This window comes from Flavobacterium pisciphilum (genome assembly GCF_020905345.1).
In the GTDB taxonomy this organism is placed as follows: Bacteria; Bacteroidota; Bacteroidia; order Flavobacteriales; family Flavobacteriaceae; genus Flavobacterium; species Flavobacterium pisciphilum.
Genome location: NZ_JAJJMO010000001.1, coordinates 2,781,657 through 2,800,350, shown reverse-complemented (window position 1 = coordinate 2,800,350; position 18,694 = coordinate 2,781,657). Strand labels below are relative to the sequence as shown.

15 protein-coding genes are annotated in these 18,694 nt (G+C 32.3%); 4 read left to right on the top strand and 11 right to left on the bottom strand.

Annotated elements, in window-relative coordinates:
• Nucleotides 1-62: 62 nt before the first annotated feature.
• The 5 genes from LNQ49_RS11805 to LNQ49_RS11785 form a co-directional block, all read right to left on the bottom strand.
• On the bottom strand, nucleotides 63-572 hold the full coding sequence (locus LNQ49_RS11805; RefSeq protein WP_229989049.1) for a DUF2480 family protein: 510 nt from the start codon (nucleotides 570-572) through the stop codon (nucleotides 63-65).
• 80 nt (nucleotides 573-652) lie between these two features.
• A complete protein-coding gene (locus LNQ49_RS11800) occupies nucleotides 653-976 on the bottom strand; it encodes an SUF system Fe-S cluster assembly protein (RefSeq protein ID WP_229989048.1) in 324 nt (107 codons plus the stop codon).
• 40 nt (nucleotides 977-1,016) lie between these two features.
• Nucleotides 1,017-1,442 carry a SufE family protein gene (locus LNQ49_RS11795; RefSeq protein WP_229989047.1) on the bottom strand — a complete coding sequence of 142 codons (426 nt, stop codon included), beginning with the start codon at nucleotides 1,440-1,442 and terminating at the stop codon, nucleotides 1,017-1,019.
• A 3-nt stretch (nucleotides 1,443-1,445) separates the two neighbouring features.
• Entirely contained in the window at nucleotides 1,446-1,799 is a 354-nt protein-coding gene (locus LNQ49_RS11790; RefSeq protein ID WP_229989046.1) for a hypothetical protein, read from the bottom strand.
• 84 nt (nucleotides 1,800-1,883) lie between these two features.
• The gene (locus LNQ49_RS11785) at nucleotides 1,884-3,098 is read right to left on the bottom strand and encodes an aminotransferase class V-fold PLP-dependent enzyme (RefSeq protein ID WP_229989045.1); all 1,215 of its coding nucleotides are present in this window, start codon (nucleotides 3,096-3,098) and stop codon (nucleotides 1,884-1,886) included.
• Nucleotides 3,099-3,318: 220 nt separating this feature from the next.
• Here LNQ49_RS11785 and LNQ49_RS11780 point away from each other — a divergent pair, with 220 nt between their 5' ends.
• Entirely contained in the window at nucleotides 3,319-4,662 is a 1,344-nt protein-coding gene (locus LNQ49_RS11780) for a serine hydrolase domain-containing protein (protein ID WP_229989044.1), read from the top strand.
• 182 nt (nucleotides 4,663-4,844) lie between these two features.
• Here LNQ49_RS11780 and sufD read toward each other — a convergent pair whose 3' ends face one another.
• The 5 genes from sufD to LNQ49_RS11755 all read right to left on the bottom strand — a co-directional run bounded on the left by sufD (nucleotide 4,845) and on the right by LNQ49_RS11755 (nucleotide 9,463).
• Entirely contained in the window at nucleotides 4,845-6,161 is a 1,317-nt protein-coding gene (sufD, locus tag LNQ49_RS11775) for a Fe-S cluster assembly protein SufD (protein WP_229989043.1), read from the bottom strand.
• 48 nt (nucleotides 6,162-6,209) lie between these two features.
• The gene (locus tag LNQ49_RS11770; RefSeq protein ID WP_229989041.1) at nucleotides 6,210-6,599 is read right to left on the bottom strand and encodes a four helix bundle protein; all 390 of its coding nucleotides are present in this window, start codon (nucleotides 6,597-6,599) and stop codon (nucleotides 6,210-6,212) included.
• 80 nt (nucleotides 6,600-6,679) lie between these two features.
• Nucleotides 6,680-7,426, bottom strand: coding sequence for a Fe-S cluster assembly ATPase SufC (gene sufC / locus LNQ49_RS11765; RefSeq protein WP_035618340.1), 747 nt, complete (start codon nucleotides 7,424-7,426; stop codon nucleotides 6,680-6,682).
• Nucleotides 7,427-7,597: 171 nt separating this feature from the next.
• Nucleotides 7,598-9,046, bottom strand: coding sequence for a Fe-S cluster assembly protein SufB (sufB, locus tag LNQ49_RS11760; RefSeq protein WP_229989039.1), 1,449 nt, complete (start codon nucleotides 9,044-9,046; stop codon nucleotides 7,598-7,600).
• A gap of 87 nt (nucleotides 9,047-9,133) precedes the next feature.
• The gene (locus tag LNQ49_RS11755; RefSeq protein ID WP_229989037.1) at nucleotides 9,134-9,463 is read right to left on the bottom strand and encodes a HesB/IscA family protein; all 330 of its coding nucleotides are present in this window, start codon (nucleotides 9,461-9,463) and stop codon (nucleotides 9,134-9,136) included.
• A 215-nt stretch (nucleotides 9,464-9,678) separates the two neighbouring features.
• Between LNQ49_RS11755 and LNQ49_RS11750 the strand changes: the two genes are divergently transcribed.
• Nucleotides 9,679-10,536: an MBL fold metallo-hydrolase gene (locus LNQ49_RS11750; protein WP_229989035.1), complete on the top strand. Its 858-nt coding sequence runs from the start codon at nucleotides 9,679-9,681 to the stop codon at nucleotides 10,534-10,536.
• A gap of 75 nt (nucleotides 10,537-10,611) precedes the next feature.
• On the opposite strand, the gene LNQ49_RS11745 is transcribed toward LNQ49_RS11750, so the two are convergent.
• Entirely contained in the window at nucleotides 10,612-14,823 is a 4,212-nt protein-coding gene (locus tag LNQ49_RS11745) for a LamG-like jellyroll fold domain-containing protein (RefSeq protein ID WP_229989033.1), read from the bottom strand.
• A gap of 248 nt (nucleotides 14,824-15,071) precedes the next feature.
• On the opposite strand from LNQ49_RS11745, the gene LNQ49_RS11740 reads away from it, so the two are divergent.
• Both LNQ49_RS11740 and LNQ49_RS11735 read left to right on the top strand, forming a co-directional pair.
• On the top strand, nucleotides 15,072-16,706 hold the full coding sequence (locus tag LNQ49_RS11740) for a S8 family peptidase (protein ID WP_229989031.1): 1,635 nt from the start codon (nucleotides 15,072-15,074) through the stop codon (nucleotides 16,704-16,706).
• 62 nt (nucleotides 16,707-16,768) lie between these two features.
• Nucleotides 16,769-18,646 (top strand): M1 family metallopeptidase, encoded by a 1,878-nt coding sequence (locus tag LNQ49_RS11735; protein ID WP_229989029.1) that lies wholly within the window; start codon nucleotides 16,769-16,771, stop codon nucleotides 18,644-18,646.
• The last annotated feature ends 48 nt before the right edge of the window (nucleotides 18,647-18,694 follow it).

Genomic DNA, 18,694 nt, shown 5'->3' with positions numbered 1-18,694 from the left:
GATATTAACAAATATACTAAAAACCATGAAATTGTTAAAAAATACTTAATTTTATTTGTAAATTATTTCTTGCTCTCTTTGTATAATGGGACAGCAGAACATGCTTCACCATACATAATGCTTCTTGCAAAAGGCTGTAAATGATGAGCTGCCAGAATATATGCGCGTGTAGGAACTGGTTTTTTTGAACATCCTTTTATGATTACTGGTTTACTTTTGTATACTGAGTAATCTAGGTTGCGTAAAATTTCTTCGTAAAGGCTAGAGTCTAAATCTTCTAGAGTACCATCAACAATTTTTTTAGCGAATGGAGCTAATTGAACTGCAACAAGTATTGATGCCCAAGCGGGAACAATAGCATCGGTACTACAATTAATAGCTACATATGCATCTTGGTATTGTGACCAATTATGATTTTTAAGATGCTCACGAAAGTCTTTTTCTTTTAAAAGAAAGCCTTCGAGAAGCCATTGTGAAATGTCAATTTGTGCTCGGAGTCCTTTTGGATAATAATCCTCAAGATCAAAAACTTCCAAGGCACTATTGGCAACTTTATTGATTATTTCTTCCATTATCGTTTATTTGCTGTAGCAGTCTTCAATCTCAGTTTCAACTGAATGCTAATAACTGAGACTGAATACTGTATCCTTTTTTAAAGCATTCCTAATTCTAATTTTGCTTCTTCACTCATTAATTCTTTGCTCCATGGTGGATCAAAAGTTATCTCTACTTCGGCGTCTTTTACGTTTTCGATAGATTTTACTTTTTCTTCTACTTCCCTTGGTAAACTCTCGGCTACTGGGCAGTTAGGAGATGTTAATGTCATTAAGATTTTTACTTCGTAATCAGTGTTTACCATTACATCATAAATTAATCCTAGTTCGTATATGTCAACAGGTATTTCAGGGTCGTAAATTGTTTTTAAGATTTTTACGATTGATTCTCCTAATTCGTTAGTGTCTATTTCGTGTTCCATAATTTCTATCTAATAAAGTAAGCTGTACTTTTATTTTAGTTTATTTTTTGTTTTTTGAGTCGAATGCCAAAGCATACATTTTGATGTTTTTTATCATCGAAACTAACCCGTTGGCACGAGTTGCAGATAAATGCTCTTTCAAACCAATTTCATCAATAAAATCTACATCGGCTTTTAAGATGTCTTCTGCTTTTTGATTTGAGAAAGCTCTAATTAAAATTGCAATGATACCTTTAGTTAAAATCGCGTCACTATCAGCTGTAAAAACAACTTTGTCGCCATTTTGTTCGCCCTGTAGCCAAACTTTCGACTGACAACCTTTAATCAAGTTGTCTTCGGTCTTGTATTCTTCTTTTATTAATGGTAAATTTTTCCCTAGTTCGATAATATACTCGTAACGTTGCATCCAGTCATCAAACATTGAGAATTCTTCGACTATTTCGTTTTGTATTTCTTTTATTGTCATGTTTTATTCTTGAGTAAAAGCAACCAATAAAGTTACTAATTTTTCTATTTCTGCTGGTGGAAAACCATTGTCAAAACCATTAGTTTCATATGTTTTTCCATTTTGTGTTATTCTTAAATTAGCAATGGCAGCTCCATCATGAAAACGTTTTTCGGTGGGCGCTTTTAGTTGCGGAATGCTTTCTAATTTTATCTTTTTGAATTCAGAAACAATTCTTGCCCATTGTGCCCCATTGATTTTGTTTGTAACAGATTCTTCTCCTCTGCTTTTGGTAATAGATACCATTTGATTTTTAACGACTATCTTTTGATAATAACCACGTGACACCGCTGAGTATACTATCTCTACAGAACTCATATCTATTTTTTTTTGGCTTACACAACTGCTTCCAATAAAAATTGTCAGAAATAATAAGGATAGTATTTTCATAAGTTTACTGTATTAAGATAGCATTGTTTTTGCTTTTTTAATCGCTTCGACCATCAAATCAATTTCTTCTTTTGTGTTATAAAAAGAGAAAGAAGCTCTAATGGTTCCAGGAATCTCGAAGTAATTCATAATTGGCTGAGCACAGTGATGTCCTGTACGTACTGCAATTCCTAATTTATCAATTATTGAGCCAATATCATATGGGTGAATTCCGTCGATATTAAACGATATAACGGAAGCTTTTTCTTTGCCAGTACCATAAATTCTCAATCCTTCAATTTCAAGTAATTGTTTAGTAGCGTGAGCCAGTAATTCATTTTCTTGTTTTTGAATATTGTCAAAACCTATACTATTCATGTAATCTACCGCTGTTCCTAGAACAATTCCGCCAGCTATGTTTGGTGTTCCAGCTTCAAATTTATGTGGCAACTCAGCATAAGTAGTTTTCTCGAAAGTAACTTCTTTAATCATTTCGCCACCACCTTGGTAAGGAGGTAGTTTGTTTAGCCAGCTTTCTTTTCCGTATAAAATTCCAGTTCCTGTTGGACCACACATTTTATGACCTGAAAAAGCATAAAAATCACAATCTAAATCTAAAACATCTGGTTTTAAATGAGGTACAGCTTGTGCACCATCGATTAATACGGCAGCACCTACAGCATGGGCTTTCTCAATCATATATTTTATAGGATTGATTGTTCCCAATGCATTCGAAATATGATTTACGGTAACTATTTTTGTTTTTTCAGATAACAAAGATTCGTATTCGCTTATGATAAGCTCTCCATCCTGATTCATCGGAATCACTTTAAGAATAGCACCAGTCTTTTCACATAACATTTGCCAAGGCACAATATTACTATGATGTTCTAATGCCGAAACCATTACTTCATCTCCAGGTTTTAATATAGCGGCAAAACCATTTGCAACTAAATTAATTCCATGAGTTGTTCCAGAAGTAAATAGTACTTCGTGTAAATGTTTAGCATTAATATGATGTTGGATTTTTACTCTTGAGATCTCGTAAGCATCTGTTGCTAACTGGCTCAAAGTGTGTACTCCACGGTGTATGTTTGCATTAATCTCTTGATAGTATTTTGAAATAGCATCAATCACAACTAGTGGTTTCTGTGATGTCGCTCCATTATCAAAGTATACCAACGGTTTTCCGTTTACTTTTTGTGAAAGTATCGGAAACTCAGCTCTTATTTTATGAATATCTAGCATATCTTATTTAGAAAAATTCTACGTACAAAAGTACTAAAACTAAATTGTTTTATCCAGTAATTGATAAATTTCCTTTATGGTTTTAGATAATCCTATTAAAAGTAATATTGTTTTGCATATTTGATATTTTTATACGGCTTGTCTTTGATTTCGAGCCTATTAAAAGTTAATTTGTGAAGAAATTATGGTTATATTGCAGTGTAAATAAACCTGTACTATTATGAAAAAAATCTTAAAATTACTTGTTCTTCTTCTGGTTATCATAATTATTTATTTCAGATTTACTACTTATCCCAAACTTGATTTGATTTCTGGCTTTACCTCAAAAAGTATTGCGTCATGTCATTTTATAGATAATCGATCTCTGGAATCGATCGAGAAAGGGGATAATGATATTCCTTTGCTTGACTTGGCAACAAGCAAAATTAATGCAGAAGGGAAGTTTGCTACATCTAATGTTTATGGGTTAAAAGAGCGTAAAGCAATTTATCGTGAAGGTATTGGTGCTACTCTAATTAATGATAATTTTGATACGTCGAAGCCTTATGAAGTTCCCAAAAGAGTAAAGCTGATAAATGATTTGCCTTTTCCTTATGGAGATAAGGAACCTAAAGATACCATTTTCTCTACTATTGATTATTCTAAGTTGGAAAAAGCTGTTGCAAATGCATTTGATGTTTCAGGGGGAAAAAGCAAAAGAACAAGGTCAGTTTTGGTGTTGTACAAAGATAAGCTGATAGCTGAAAAATATGAGCCAGGTTTTACTAAAAACAGTAAATTACTTGGTTGGTCTATGACTAAAAGTATTACGGGAACTATGTTTGGGGTGCTTCAAAAACAAAAAAAGTTTGATATTTATAAACCTGCTCCCATAGTCGAATGGCAAAATGATGACCGCAGAATTATTACTACCAATGATTTGCTTCATATGAATTCTGGTTTGGAATGGGTAGAGAATTACAATACTATTTGTGATGCAACGATTATGCTCTTTGAGTCAGAAGACATGGCAAGAGTGCAATTAGAAAAGCCAGCTTTGTTTAAGCCAGATACGCATTGGAATTATTCCTCAGGAACAAGTAATCTATTATCAGCTATTTTGAGAAAACAATTTAAGACGCATCAGGAATATTTAGATTTTTGGTATTCGGCATTAATAGATAAAATCGGGATGAACTCTGTAGTTATTGAAACTGATATGGTGGGGAATTATGTAGGCTCATCTTATGCTTGGGCAACTACTAGAGATTGGTCTAAATTTGGCTTGTTGTATTTGCATAAAGGAAACTGGAAAGGAGAGCAGATTCTTGATGAAAGTTGGGTGAAATATGTGTCTACTCCGACCAATACCTCTAAAGGGGACTATGGTGCTCAATTTTGGCTTAATGCAGGTGGTAAATACAAAGATGCTCCTAGAGATATGTTTTATTGCAGTGGCTTCCAAGGGCAAAAGGTTTTTATTATTCCATCGTTGGATCTAGTCATAGTTAGAATGGGTCTGACCGATGATCTTGAATTTAATTTTAATACTTTTTTGAAGGAGATAGTTTCTTCTATTAAGTAAAAAAATAACCGCAAAGTTCGCAAAGTAAAAGAAATCGCAAAGAGCGCTAAGTTCAGCTAACTTCGTGTTTCGGTTAAGTTTTATATAAAAAAGACCGCAAAGCTTATAAACTTTGCGGTCTTTGTGTGAACCTTTGCGAACTTTTTGGTTAAATCTTTTGCAAGACTTTTAGTTAAATCCGTCTATAAATCAAATCCCATTTTTACGCCTAGTTTGCTGGCAATAATTGTAGTAATTCGTTTTTTTAATTCAGGTATTTTGATGCTTTCGATAACGGCATTTGAGAATGCATACATTAGTAAAGCTTTTGCTTCTTTTTGAGGAATTCCACGTGATTGCATGTAGAACATAGCTGTTTCGTCTAATTGCCCGATTGTGCAACCGTGAGAACATTTTACATCATCAGCAAAAATCTCTAATTGAGGTTTTGCATTTATACTTGCTTTGTCACTCAATAAAATATTGTTGCTTTTTTGAAATGCATTTGTTTTTTGCGCTTCTTTTTCAACCAATACTTTTCCGTTAAAAACTCCTATAGAGCGGTCTGTAAAGATTCCTTTATAATCTTGAAAACTTTCACAGTTTGGCGTTGCGTGTTTCACTAATGTATAGTGGTCTACGTGTTGTTTTTCGCCTATAATTGTTATTCCGTTTAACGTACTTGTTAACCTTTCTCCAAAGTGATAAAAATTCAAATTGTTACGGGTTAAGTTTCCACCAAATGAGAATGTGTGCACAGATGCATGACTTTCTTGTTGTTGTGAAACGTAAGTATTGTCTATTAAATTGGCTTCGCTATTGTCGTTTTGGATTTTGTAATAATCAATAATAGCGCGTTTTTGAGCAAAAATCTCAGTAACTGAATTGGTTAAAACAGGATTTTCGTTTAAGCTTTGATGACGCTCAATAATTTGTACGTGAGAGTTCTCACCTACAATTACTAAGTTTCTTGGCTGAACCATAAGTGCTGTTTCATTTCCAGTCGAGAAATACATGATTTCGATAGGCTTGTCAGCAACTTTCTTTTTTGGAATATTGATGTAAGCACCTTCAATTGCAAAAGCTGTATTCAAAGAAGTTAAACTGTCTTCTTTGTTAGCAACTTGATTAAAGTAATTATCAATAATCATCTTATATTTAGGCTTGGTTAATGCCGAAGACATTAAGCAAACATCTATTCCATCGTGTGTTGTAGAAGATAAATGTGAACTGAAAACACCATCTATAAATACAACTTTATAGGTGTCTATCTCGTGTAAAAAGTATTTTTTTACATGATTAAATTCGATTGCATTTTCTTGTTTTGGAAATACAGTAAAGTCATTTTTTAAGATGGCATTTAGCGATGTATATTTCCAAGCTTCTTCTTTTTTGGTTGGAAAACCTTTATTTTCGAAGTTTTTTATCGCTTGTGTTCTGATTTCGTGAAGGTCTGTATGGACATCTACACGTTCTTCAAAAGCCATAAAAGACGATACTAATTTTTCTTTTAAATCCATTTTTCTTTTGTTTCCTTCGGGTTTCAGGTTTAAAGTTTCAGGTTTTGCCTATTGAAACTTATTTCCTTTAAAATCCTTCTTATTAAGATAAGTGATAAAGTTTTTTATTTTACCGCTTAAGTTTTCATAATCTGTTTTTAAAATTTCAAATTTTTGTTCTGAAATATATTCAAAATCAAAAATTCGATAAAGCTGAGATCTTGTTTCTCCAGCTGAACCTTTTGCAATGGATAAGAATTGTCGGAACTCTAAATTCCCATCTCTTTCAAAGCCTTCAGCTATATTATCCATTACTGAACCAGATGATGCTTTTATTTGATTTTTAAATTTGAAATCTGATTTTAATTCAGTTCCATTTGCAATGAGATGAATTTCTTTTGCTAATCGTCTTGCTTCTTTCCAGATTTCTAAATCTTCAAATCTATTTATTGTCGTCATGGATTTTTATTTTAAGTTTAAACTTACAAAACATAAGCTTAACTTCAAACTAGAAAAAACATGAAACATGAAACAAAAACCTAGTTTTCTGCTTTAATCCAGTCGTATCCTTTTTCTTCAAGCTCATAAGCAAGTTCCTTTCCTCCAGATTTTACAATTTTACCATTGTAAAGAACGTGAACGAAATCAGGAACGATATAGTCTAATAAACGTTGGTAGTGTGTAATAACTATAATTGCATTTTTATCGCTTTTTAGTTTGTTTACACCGTTAGCAACAATTCTTAATGCATCGATATCTAGACCTGAGTCAGTTTCGTCAAGGATTGCTAGTTTTGGCTCCAACATTGCCATTTGGAAAATTTCATTACGTTTTTTCTCTCCACCTGAGAATCCTTCGTTAAGAGAACGTGATAAAAACTTACGATCAATTTCTAATAATTCTGATTTCTCACGAATTACTTTCAACATTTCGTTAGCTGGCATTTCTTCTTGACCGTTTGCTTTACGTGTTTCATTAATTGCAGTTCTCATAAAGTTAGTTACACTAACTCCTGGAATTTCTACAGGGTATTGAAAAGAAAGGAAAACACCTTTGTGTGCTCTTTCTTCTGGTGCTAAATCGGCTAAATCTTCTCCGTCAAGGAAAACCTCACCTTGTGTTACTTCGTAGTTTTCGTTTCCAGCAATTACTGCTGAAAGTGTACTTTTTCCAGAACCGTTTGGCCCCATGATGGCATGTACTTCGCCAGCTTTAACTTCTATGTTTATTCCTTTAAGAATTTCTTTGTCACCAATTGAGGCGTGAAGGTTTTTTATACTTAACATATTATTTTTGTTTAAAGTTTAAAGTTTCAAGTTCTTGATTTTGTTAAGAATAGCTACTTTAAAATTTTTCTTGTTTAAACTATTTATTTTCAATTTAGGTTTTTGTGAAAAGTTTCTATTTAAGGATCAAAGTGTGTTTTGCAAACTTAGGAACCCGAAACTTTAAACTTTTTAACCCACAGAACCTTCCAAAGAAATTTCTAATAATTTTTGTGCTTCTACAGCAAATTCCATTGGTAATTTATTTAAAACGTCTTTACTAAATCCGTTTACGATTAATGCAATTGCTTTTTCAGTTGGAATTCCACGTTGGTTACAATAAAATACTTGGTCTTCACCGATTTTACTTGTTGTAGCTTCGTGTTCTATTTTTGCAGAAGGGTTTTTGCTTTCGATATAAGGGAAAGTATGTGCACCACAATTGTTACCCATTAAAAGAGAGTCACATTGTGAAAAGTTTCTTGCATTATCTGCACGAGCACTTATTTGTACTAATCCACGGTAGCTGTTTTGTGATTTTCCAGCTGAAATACCTTTAGAAATGATTGTTGATTTAGTGTTTTTTCCTAAATGAATCATTTTAGTTCCAGTATCTGCTTGTTGGTAATTATTGGTAACGGCAATTGAATAAAATTCTCCTACCGAATTGTCTCCTTTTAAAACACAAGATGGGTATTTCCATGTAACAGCAGAACCTGTTTCTACTTGTGTCCATGAAATTTTTGCATTAGTCTCGCATAAACCTCTTTTGGTTACGAAATTAAAAACTCCACCTTTTCCTTCTTTGTTTCCTGGGTACCAGTTTTGAACTGTTGAGTATTTAATTTCTGCATCATCTAGAGCAATTAACTCTACTACAGCAGCATGTAATTGATTTTCATCACGACTTGGTGCAGTACATCCTTCTAGATAGGATACATAACTTCCTTCGTCAGCAATAACCAATGTTCTTTCGAACTGACCAGTTCCTGCTTGATTGATTCGGAAATAAGTTGAAAGTTCCATTGGGCAACGAACGCCTTTTGGAATATAGCAGAATGATCCATCTGAGAAAACAGCTGAATTTAATGCTGCGTAAAAATTATCTTTTTGAGGAACAACTGTTCCTAAGTATTTACGAACTAACTCAGGATGCTCTTTTATAGCTTCTGAAATAGGACAGAAAATGATGCCTTTTTCTCCTAATGTCTTTTTGAAAGTAGTAGCTACTGAAACAGAGTCAACTACAATATCCATAGCGACATTGTTCATCATTTTTTGTTCATCGACAGAGATTCCTAACTTTTTGTACATTTCTAAAAGTTCAGGATCCACATCGTCTAATGTTTTATTTGGATCTACTTGCTTTGGAGCAGAATAATAAGATATTGCTTGGAAATCTGGTTTTTCATAACGCACATTTGCCCATTCTGGTTCAATCATTTCTTGCCAAGCACGAAAAGCCTCAATACGCCAATCGGTCATCCATTGTGGTTCTTCTTTTTTTAGAGAAATGGCACGAACAATATCTTCGTTTAGCCCAATAGGAAACGTCTCAGATTCTATATCTGTATAAAATCCGTATTCGTATTCTTTAGTTTCGAGTTCGATTTTTAAATCGTCTTCAGTGTATTTGCTCATTGTTTCAATATTGTCTTAAAAGTTTGAATGTCTTATAAGCTCGAAGTATGTATAGCTTCGTTTGACTTTAAGACTTTCGACGTTTGGCTAAAGTGAAAAACTTTCGCCACAACCACAAGTTCTACTTGCGTTTGGATTATTAAATACAAATCCTTTTCCATTTAATCCACCTGAAAACTCTAATATCGTTCCAGCTAAATATAGAAATGATTTTTTTTCGACAGCAATAGTTATATCGTTGTCTATGAATATTTTATCGTCGTCCCCTTTGGTTTTGTCAAATTTTAAATCATATGATAAACCGGAGCACCCACCGCTTTTCACTCCTACTCTTACATAGTCATGTGCGGCATCAAAACCATCGTCTTGCATTAAGTCGATAATTTTCTTTTTGGCAGAATCAGAAACCTTTATCATTGTTATATAGATTATTGTCTAAATTATTTGCAAAGATACTATATAAAAACCTTTTTCCATAACGGTTCACATTATTATAACAAATGTTAAAATAGATAAAGTCTATTTCATTTCCTTGAAAGCAAAAGGATTTTATTAAATTGCAGGATTAATCAAACAAAAGATTATTGAATCTTAATTTTTGTAACATTTGAATTTTTAAACAATTAAATAAAATGAAGCTTTATCCAATAGAATCTGGAAATTTTAAATTAGACGGTGGCGCCATGTTTGGTGTTGTGCCTAAAACAATTTGGAATAAAACTAATCCTGCCGATGGTAATAATTTGATAGATATAGCTGCAAGATGCTTGCTTATTGAAGAGGGTAACCGACTTATTTTGATAGATACTGGAATGGGAGATAAACAATCGGATAAGTTTTTTGGATATTATTCGCTTTGGGGAAATCATTCGATAGACAAATCATTGGCAAAATATGGTTTTCACCGAGATGATATTACAGATGTTTTTATGACTCATTTGCATTTTGACCATTGTGGAGGAAGTGTACAATGGAATTCTGATAAAACAGGTTATGAACCTGCTTTTAAAAATGCTAAATACTGGAGTAACGAAAATCATTGGGAATGGGCGACTAAACCCAATGCTCGTGAAAAGGCTTCTTTTCTGTCTGAAAATATTCTACCAATGCAAGAAAGCGGACAATTAAATTTCATAAAAAGAACTGAGGCAGATTTTCTTTCAACGTCTGAACTTGGTTTTGGAATTTTCTTTGCCGATGGACATACTGAGAAACAAATGATTCCGCATATTCAATATCAAGACAAAACGATAGTTTTTTGTGCTGATTTATTGGCTACTGCTGGACATATTCCGTTGCCATATGTTATGGGGTATGATACAAGACCACTATTGACAATGCCAGAAAAAGCAAAATTTCTGAATGCAGCAGCAGATAATAACTACTATTTGTTTCTAGAGCACGATGCACATAATCAAATTATAACAGTAGAACATACTGAAAAAGGGGTTCGTTTTAAAGATGTTTTTACTTGTGAGGATATTTTTTAAAATTGTAAATGTTAAAGGATAAAAAAACCCGTTTTCAAAATTTGAAAACGGGTTTTTTAGTTTAATTGATTGTATTTATTCTATTATGACTTTCTTAGCTGAAGCTGTGTCTTGATGGATTAAATACACATAATAAACACCTTTTGGTAGTTCGGATAAGTTTATTGTATTGTTGGTATTACCCGAATCAAGGGTAAAAGTTTTTACTAATTGCCCTAAAGAATTATAAACAGTTGCTTTATCAAGTAATGTATTGTTTATATGTAATTCTCCTTTTGTTGGGTTTGGATAAATTGTGATTTTGTCTAAGACTGAATCTTCAAGTCCCAAAGTGCAAGTTTCAGAATAGGTTGTTGATGCCTCTTTAATTTTGGACCAGTTTGCATTAGAATAAGCAACGTCATCTACTTTTACACAACCTAAAGTGGTGATTCCTAAAAAGGTGGTTGCTGATGTGTTAACTGTTTTTTTGCCAGTTCCAGATGCTATGATCAGGTTTCTATTGTTTCCGTTTTTTAAGTTTAAATACACTAGTGGATTATTGATAATACTTAAAATTTGAAGATTTGTGTTTTTAGAAAGATCTAAAGAGGGTAGTTGGTTGTTACTGCAATTTAAATTTTTTAAAGCGGTAAAATTTTCAATTCCGGTTAAATCTTTAATGTTGCTATTAGAAAGATCTAAATCGGTAAATGAGCTAACATCTGAAATTGTAATTTTTCCGTTTAAGCCATCTGTGTCAATTCCTAAATCAATTAGTTTTTGTTCAAAATTCTGATCTGGAATTTGGGCAAAATAAGAGGGACAATATGTGTTATAGCTTGCTATAGTGTCTTTTTTTGTTGACCAATTTGCATTAGAGTAAGCAACATCGTCTACTTGAATACAGGTTAAATTGGGGTTGCCTGTGAAATTTAAATTTGGGATGTGAAATTTAGTGTTATTTCCATTTTTTATATTCAATGTTACAAGGTTGTTCATAGAAATGTCTAAGGAATCTAAAAGAGTATTCTTAGATAAATCCAAATTTACTAATTGATTGTTTGATGACTTTAGACCTCTAAGTGAAATAAAACCGCTTATTCCAGTTAAATCTTTTATAGAACTAGAATTAATATTTAAATAAGTTATTTGTGAAATGCTACTATCCAAGACCATTCCATTCTTTCCATCTTTATCAATCCCTAAATCAATTAATCTTTGTTCAAAATTTTGATCTGGAATCTGGACGAAATAAGAAGTGCAATTAGTATTGTAACTTGCAGTTGCGTCTTTTTTGTTTGCCCAATTTGCATTCGAGTATGCTACATCATCTACTTGAATACAGGTTAAATTTGGATTTTGTTTAAAATCAACATCGGTAAGTAGTGAATTTTCTCCATTTTTAATATTTAAATAAGTTAATAGGTTATTCTGGCAGGATAAATGGGTTAGGGCCTTATTCTTGGAAATATCTAAAGTTGTGAGTTGTCCATTTCCGCAATATAATTCTTTAAGAACTGTATTTTTAGAAAGATTAAGAGATGAAATATTAATGTTTTCACACAATAAAGATTTTAGTTTGATATTTTTAGAAACCTCTAGGTTGCTCAATTGATTTGAGGAACAAGCTAAATTCGTTAACTCAGTAAGCATAGAAACATCTAATGAAGTGAGTTTATTGTTGTAACAATTTAAATAAAATAAATCTTTATTACTACTAATATCGAGTGATGATAGTTGATTAAATCCGCAGTCTAAAAAACGCAGATTTTTGTTTTTTGAAACATTCAAAGTTGTTAGTTTATTGCCATTACAACCAAACCAGTCCAAAACTAAATTATTAGTCACATCTAAATGGGTAATTTGATTAGAATTACACAATAATGATTCAAGATACTTCGCTTGGGATACGTCAAGGTTAGTAATCTGATTATAAATACAATCTAATGAAGTTAAATTTATATTTGCTGATAATTCTAAAGCGGTTAAATTATTATATCTGCAATTTAATTCTTTCAGGAGTTTGTTATTGGAAATGTCAAGGGTCAAAAGTTTGTTGTTTCCACAATTCAATATATTCAATGAAGTGAAATCTTGAATCCCTGTTAAATCTGAAATTAAACTTGATGAAACATCTAATGAAGTAAGTGATGAAACATTTGAAGTTAGTATTTTTCCATCTGGAGCACCAGAATCAATTCCTAATGATATTAATTTTTTTTCAAAATTTATATCAGGAATTATTGTATAAGTAGAAGGACAGTTTGTATTGTAATTTGCAGTTGCATCTTTTTTTGTTGACCAATTTGCATTAGAGTAAGTAACATCGTCTACTTGAATACATGTTAAATTTGGGTTGCCTGTGAAATTTAAATTTGGGATGTAAAATTTAGTGTTATTTCCATTTTTTATATTCAATTTTAAAAGGTTGTTCATAGAAGTGTCTAAGGCATCTAAAAGAATGTTCTTGGATAAATCCAAATCTACTAATTGATTGTTTGATGACTTTAGGCTTTTAAGTGAAATAAAACTGCTTATTCCGGTTAAATCTTTAATGTTGCTATTAGAGAGATCTAAATCGGTAATTGAGCTAACATCTGAAATTGTAATTTTTCCATCTGGAGCACCAGAATCAATTCCTAATGATATTAATTTTTTTTCAAAATTTATATCAGGAATTATTGTATAAGTAGAAGGACAGTTTGTATTATAATTTGCAGTTGTGTCTTTTTTTGTTGACCAATTTGCATTAGAGTAAGCAACATCGTCTACTTGAATACAGGTTAAATTTGGATTATAAATGAATTGTAAATTAGAACTTTTTAAAAGAGTATTTTTTCCGTTTTTTAAATTCAGACTTGTCAATAGTGGATTTTCGCTACAAGAAAAATTTGTTAAGGCAATATTTTTAGAAAGATCTAAATTAGTTAATTGGTTAACACTGCAATATAATTCTGTTAAGGCAACATTCTTAGAAAGATTTAAATTAGTTAATTGATTGACAGCTACAGATAAAATATTTAGAGAGACGTTCTTTTCAGTATATAAACTAGTTAATCGATTGGCATTGCAATTTAAATATGTCAATGCAGTATTATTAGAAACATCTAAAGATGTTAACTTATTGGTATCACATTTTAAATATGTTAAAGCGGTGTTTTTAGAAACATTTAGATTTGCTAATACATTATTGGAAGCACATAATAAAGTTTTTAAAGCGGTACTGTTAGAAGCATCTAAACTCGTTAGTTGATTATTGTCAGTACTTAAAGTTGCTAAAGCAGTGTTATTAGAAATATTCAAATTTTTTAGCTGATTGCTGCTACAGTTTAAATATGTCAAAGCAGTGTTTTTACTTATGTTTAAATTTGATAAGGAATTGGCTCTGCAATTAAGGACTTGTAAAGCTGTAAAATCTTCAATTCCGGTTAAATCTGATATTTGGCTGGCAGATACGTCTAAGGAAGTTATAGATGATATACTTGCTGTAAAGACTTTTCCATTAATAGGACCATAATCAAGGCCTAAGGCAATTAACTTTTTTTCAAAGTTTGCATCGGGGATTAATGTGTAAGAATTGGTTGTATTTCCAGACTCGTACAAAGCGATGATTTCTGTTTGAGTTAAGACACGGTTCCAAATTCCAATATCGTCTATTGTTCCTTTGAAGCTTTCATCGGTAGTGTCTCCAGAGATTCTTTGGCCTATTTTTAAAGTGTTTCCTGTAGTGTTTAGGCTTATGATATTTTCGGATACAAATTCACCATTAATAAATATTGAAGCTTTACTTCCATCATAGGTAAGGGTGTAGAAATACCAGTCATTGTTTGAATAATCAAAGTTGTTTATATAGAATGAGTTATCAGAAAAAACAGGACCATTTACTATATTGAGGTATCCCTTTGAGTAAACAGAAAGAGAAAGTCTTTGTGTTTTTGCTAAAATACCATAGTTAAAAATACAAATTTCATGTTTGTTTGGAGCTGCAAAGGCATCGTTTGTTTTGAACCATCCCGAAATTGTTCTAGGGGAATTGTTTTGAGGAATATTAGATATTAGAGCTTCAATAGTACTAGTCGTGCCATTAAAAGAATAGGCAGTATTAGGAGCTCCAAATCTATCAGATGTTAGTGTAGTGTTAGTTGTAATTCCATTTGCAGCATTACCACTTTGATCATTTGCATTTCCGTTGAACGGATAATAGGCAATCAACCCATTTGTAGGGACGTAATTTGGGACATTTGGTGTCTGGGCATGAATAGAAAAATTTGCTAGTAATAGCAATAAAAGTAGTTTTGTTTTCATAAATAGGGTTTTTGAAATTAGCTGATGCAATAATACAAATTAGAAATGATTTCTTGTTAAACTTTTATTTGTCAGGTAGTAATTAAAATGATTATTTCCATTTCTAATAGAATGATTATATTTGAACCGTTTCTAGTTTGATGAAAAAAGATTGAGTAAGATTCCTAACAGTGTGTTAATCTGTCTTTTTTTTGTAACAAAAAATCATAAATTAGACCCATATTTTAACTTTTATTAAATTTATATAAATGAATAGTATCAAGCCTATTTACATGTCTGCTTTTGCGTTAATGGTTTTAGCAGGTTGTGGTGCTACAAAACAAGCATCAATTGCAACACCTCCAGTTGTTGAAATTGCTCCTGCAATTATTAAAAAAAATGCTCCAGTTAGCGAAAATGATTTAAAGAGATGGAGTCATTTGGATTTAGTAAAAGATACTATTCCGGGAATGAGTGTTGACAAGGCGTATGCCGAATTACTAAAAGATAAAAAAGGAGTAAAGGTAATCGTAGGAATTGTTGATTCTGGTGTTGATATCGAACACGAAGATTTACAAGGAAAAATCTGGACGAATACAAAAGAGATTCCTGGTAACGGAATCGATGACGATAAAAATGGTTTTATAGATGACGTTCACGGTTGGAACTTTCTTGGTGATGCTGTAAGCGAGAATTTAGAACTTACTCGTATTGTAAAGAAAGGCGATGACGGATCTGCTGAATATAAAAATGCATTGGCGCAGTATAATGAAAAATACGAAAAGGCATTAGAAGATAAACAACAGGTAGATTTTTTACTTGATGTTCATTCGACTGTAAAAAAAGCATTAAATAAAGATAACTACAAGATTGAAGATTTAAGCACTATTACTTCTACAGACCCAAAAGTAACTAGAAGTAAAATGATCATGACTCAAATTTTCACTAATGCAGGAGCTACTTTTAATCCTGAAGCTGATTTTGAAGAGTATAGAGAACAAGTGTATGATCAGTTAAATTTTAATTTGAATAAAGAATTTGATGGTCGAAAAATTGTAGGAGATAATCCAGAAGATATTAAAGATACTCGTTACGGGAATAATAATGTTATTGGACCAGTTAAAGATAAAGCATTACACGGAACTCACGTAGCAGGTATAGTTGCTCAATTGCGTCACAATAATTTAGGTGGAGATGGTGTTGCTAATAATGTTGAAATTATGGCAGTGAGAGCTGTTCCAGATGGAGATGAGTATGATAAAGATATTGCATTGGCAATACGTTATGCTGTAGATAATGGAGCAAAAGTAATCAACGGAAGTTTTGGAAAAAGTTTTTCTCCTCATAAACAATGGGTTTACGATGCTATAAAATATGCAGCTAAAAAAGATGTTCTAATTGTGCATGCAGCTGGAAATGATGGTTACAATATTGATATTGAGAAAAATATTAATTACCCAAATGACTCAGAGGATAACATCAAAGAATTTGCAGATAATTTAATTACAATTGGTGCAATAAATAAAGTATATGGAGAAAAGGTAGTGGCAGGTTTCTCTAATTTTGGAAAAATAAACGTTGATGTTTTTGCTCCAGGAGAAGAAATCTATGCAACAATTCCAAATAATAAGTACAAGTATTTACAAGGAACTTCAATGGCTGCACCAAATGCGGCTGGAGTTGCAGCTTTAATCCGTTCTTATTATCCTAAGTTAACTGCTCCACAGGTAAAACATATTTTAATGAATTCAGGAGTTCTACTTCCGGAGATGTTGATTTTGGGTGAAAATCCAAACCCAGAGGAAAAACCAGTTGCGGTTTCATCTACCGAATCATCAAAAACAGGTAGAATGGTGAATGCTTATAATGCATTATTGATGGCAGAAAAAATGTCAAAAAAATAAATTGTATAGAATATTAATCCGATGGAAGGGTGGCAACCCTTCCATTTTTTATTATATAGCCCATGCGTAAAATTATATTACTTTCTTTTTTGAGCCTTAGTTTTGGTTCTCTGGTTGCTCAAAATGCACCATATTGGCAACAACATGTTGATTATAAAATGGATGTATCGATGGATGTAAAAAACTATTTGTACAAAGGAAAGCAAGAATTGGTTTATACCAATAACTCACCAGATACTTTGCGAAAAGTGTTTTATCATTTGTTTTTTAATGCATTTCAACCAGGAAGCGAGATGGATGCTAGAGTCCAAACTATTAAGGATCCTGATGGAAGAATGATAAATAAGGTAAAAGTTGACGGTAAGGATGTTAAAGAAAGCCGTATGAAAACTTTAAAACCTAATGAAATAGGTTTTCTTAATATCACAAATTTCAAGCAAGATGGAGTAACAGCAGTAACGAGAACTTCGGGGACAATTATGGAAGTTACTTTGGCTAAGCCAATTTTACCAAATTCAAAAACTACTTTTACATTAGAATTTGATGGACAGGTTCCTGTACAAATTCGTCGTGCAGGAAGAAACAGTACAGAAGGTGTTGCTTTGTCAATGTCTCAATGGTACCCTAAATTGGCAGAATTTGATTTCGAAGGTTGGCATGCAGATCCATACATCGCAAGAGAATTTCATGGTGTTTGGGGGAATTTTGATGTGAAAATTACAATCGATAAGGATTATACAATAGGAGGTTCTGGTTATTTACAGAACAAAAATGAAATTGGTCATGGATACCAAGATGCTGGTGTTACTGTAGTTTACCCTAAGAAAACAAAAACACTTACATGGCATTTTGTAGCACCAATGGTACATGATTTTACTTGGGCTGCAGATAATGAATATATTCATGATGTAGTAAAAGGACCAAACGATGTTGATTTGCATTTCTTTTACAAAAACAATCCAAAAATAATTGAAAACTGGAAAAATCTACAGCCGTTAATGGTAAAAGTGATGGATTTTTATAACCATAAAGTGGGACCATATCCATACAAACAATATTCATTTATTCAAGGTGGAGATGGTGGAATGGAGTATGCAATGTGTACTTTGATGTTAGGAAGTGGAACTTTACAAGGAATGTTAGGTACTGCAACACATGAGTTAGGACATGCTTGGTTTCAACATGTTTTAGCTTCAAATGAGTCAAAACACCCATGGATGGACGAAGGTTTTACTACTTATATTGAAGACATGGCTTTGAACGAATTAGCAGGTGATAAAAAGGTTGAAAACCCATTTAAAGGGAATTATGCAGCTTATTACAACTTAGTTGCATCTGGTAAAGAACAGCCTCAAACAACACATGGGGATCGTTATGATGAGAACAGACCTTATAGTATTTCATCTTATGTAAAAGGAAGTATTTTTCTTTCGCAGCTGGTTTATGTAATTGGTCAGGATAATTTAGATGCTACATTAAAAAGATATTATAACGATTTTAAATTCAAACACCCATCACCAAATGATATCAAAAGAACTGCTGAACGTGTTTCTGGAGCTGAATTGGATTGGTATTTAATTGATTGGACACAAACAACAAATACTATTGATTATGGTATTAAAGAGGTAAGTGATAGCGGAGACAAAACGGTTGTAACATTAGAAAGAATTGGTAGAATGCCAATGCCTATTGATTTAACTGTAGAATATACTGATGGGACTAAAGAAAGTTTCTACATTCCGTTACGAATGATGAACTTTATAAAAGAAAACCCTAATCCAGATGTGAAAAGAACAGTTTTAAATGATTGGGCTTGGGCAATGCCAACGTATAATTTTACAATTGCTAAAAGCAAAAGTTCTATTAAGAAAATAATTATTGATCCAAGCGGATTAATGGCTGATGTAAAAGCAGCAAATAATGTTTATGAAGTGAAGTAATTCTCTTTAGTTATTAAATGAAAAGCCCTTAAAGACATGTTGTTTTTA

What these genes read in the sequence shown, in the direction of transcription:
- LNQ49_RS11805 (WP_229989049.1), bottom strand. Translation starts at nt 572, where the DNA reads ATGGAAGAAATAATCAATAAAGTTGCCAATAGTGCCTTGGAAGTTTTT.
- LNQ49_RS11800 (WP_229989048.1), bottom strand. Translation starts at nt 976, where the DNA reads ATGGAACACGAAATAGACACTAACGAATTAGGAGAATCAATCGTAAAA.
- LNQ49_RS11795 (WP_229989047.1), bottom strand. Translation starts at nt 1,442, where the DNA reads ATGACAATAAAAGAAATACAAAACGAAATAGTCGAAGAATTCTCAATG.
- LNQ49_RS11790 (WP_229989046.1), bottom strand. Translation starts at nt 1,799, where the DNA reads ATGAGTTCTGTAGAGATAGTATACTCAGCGGTGTCACGTGGTTATTAT.
- LNQ49_RS11785 (WP_229989045.1), bottom strand. Translation starts at nt 3,098, where the DNA reads ATGCTAGATATTCATAAAATAAGAGCTGAGTTTCCGATACTTTCACAA.
- LNQ49_RS11780 (WP_229989044.1), top strand. Translation starts at nt 3,319, where the DNA reads ATGAAAAAAATCTTAAAATTACTTGTTCTTCTTCTGGTTATCATAATT.
- sufD (WP_229989043.1), bottom strand. Translation starts at nt 6,161, where the DNA reads ATGGATTTAAAAGAAAAATTAGTATCGTCTTTTATGGCTTTTGAAGAA.
- LNQ49_RS11770 (WP_229989041.1), bottom strand. Translation starts at nt 6,599, where the DNA reads ATGACGACAATAAATAGATTTGAAGATTTAGAAATCTGGAAAGAAGCA.
- sufC (WP_035618340.1), bottom strand. Translation starts at nt 7,426, where the DNA reads ATGTTAAGTATAAAAAACCTTCACGCCTCAATTGGTGACAAAGAAATT.
- sufB (WP_229989039.1), bottom strand. Translation starts at nt 9,046, where the DNA reads ATGAGCAAATACACTGAAGACGATTTAAAAATCGAACTCGAAACTAAA.
- LNQ49_RS11755 (WP_229989037.1), bottom strand. Translation starts at nt 9,463, where the DNA reads ATGATAAAGGTTTCTGATTCTGCCAAAAAGAAAATTATCGACTTAATG.
- LNQ49_RS11750 (WP_229989035.1), top strand. Translation starts at nt 9,679, where the DNA reads ATGAAGCTTTATCCAATAGAATCTGGAAATTTTAAATTAGACGGTGGC.
- LNQ49_RS11745 (WP_229989033.1), bottom strand. Translation starts at nt 14,823, where the DNA reads ATGAAAACAAAACTACTTTTATTGCTATTACTAGCAAATTTTTCTATT.
- LNQ49_RS11740 (WP_229989031.1), top strand. Translation starts at nt 15,072, where the DNA reads ATGAATAGTATCAAGCCTATTTACATGTCTGCTTTTGCGTTAATGGTT.
- LNQ49_RS11735 (WP_229989029.1), top strand. Translation starts at nt 16,769, where the DNA reads ATGCGTAAAATTATATTACTTTCTTTTTTGAGCCTTAGTTTTGGTTCT.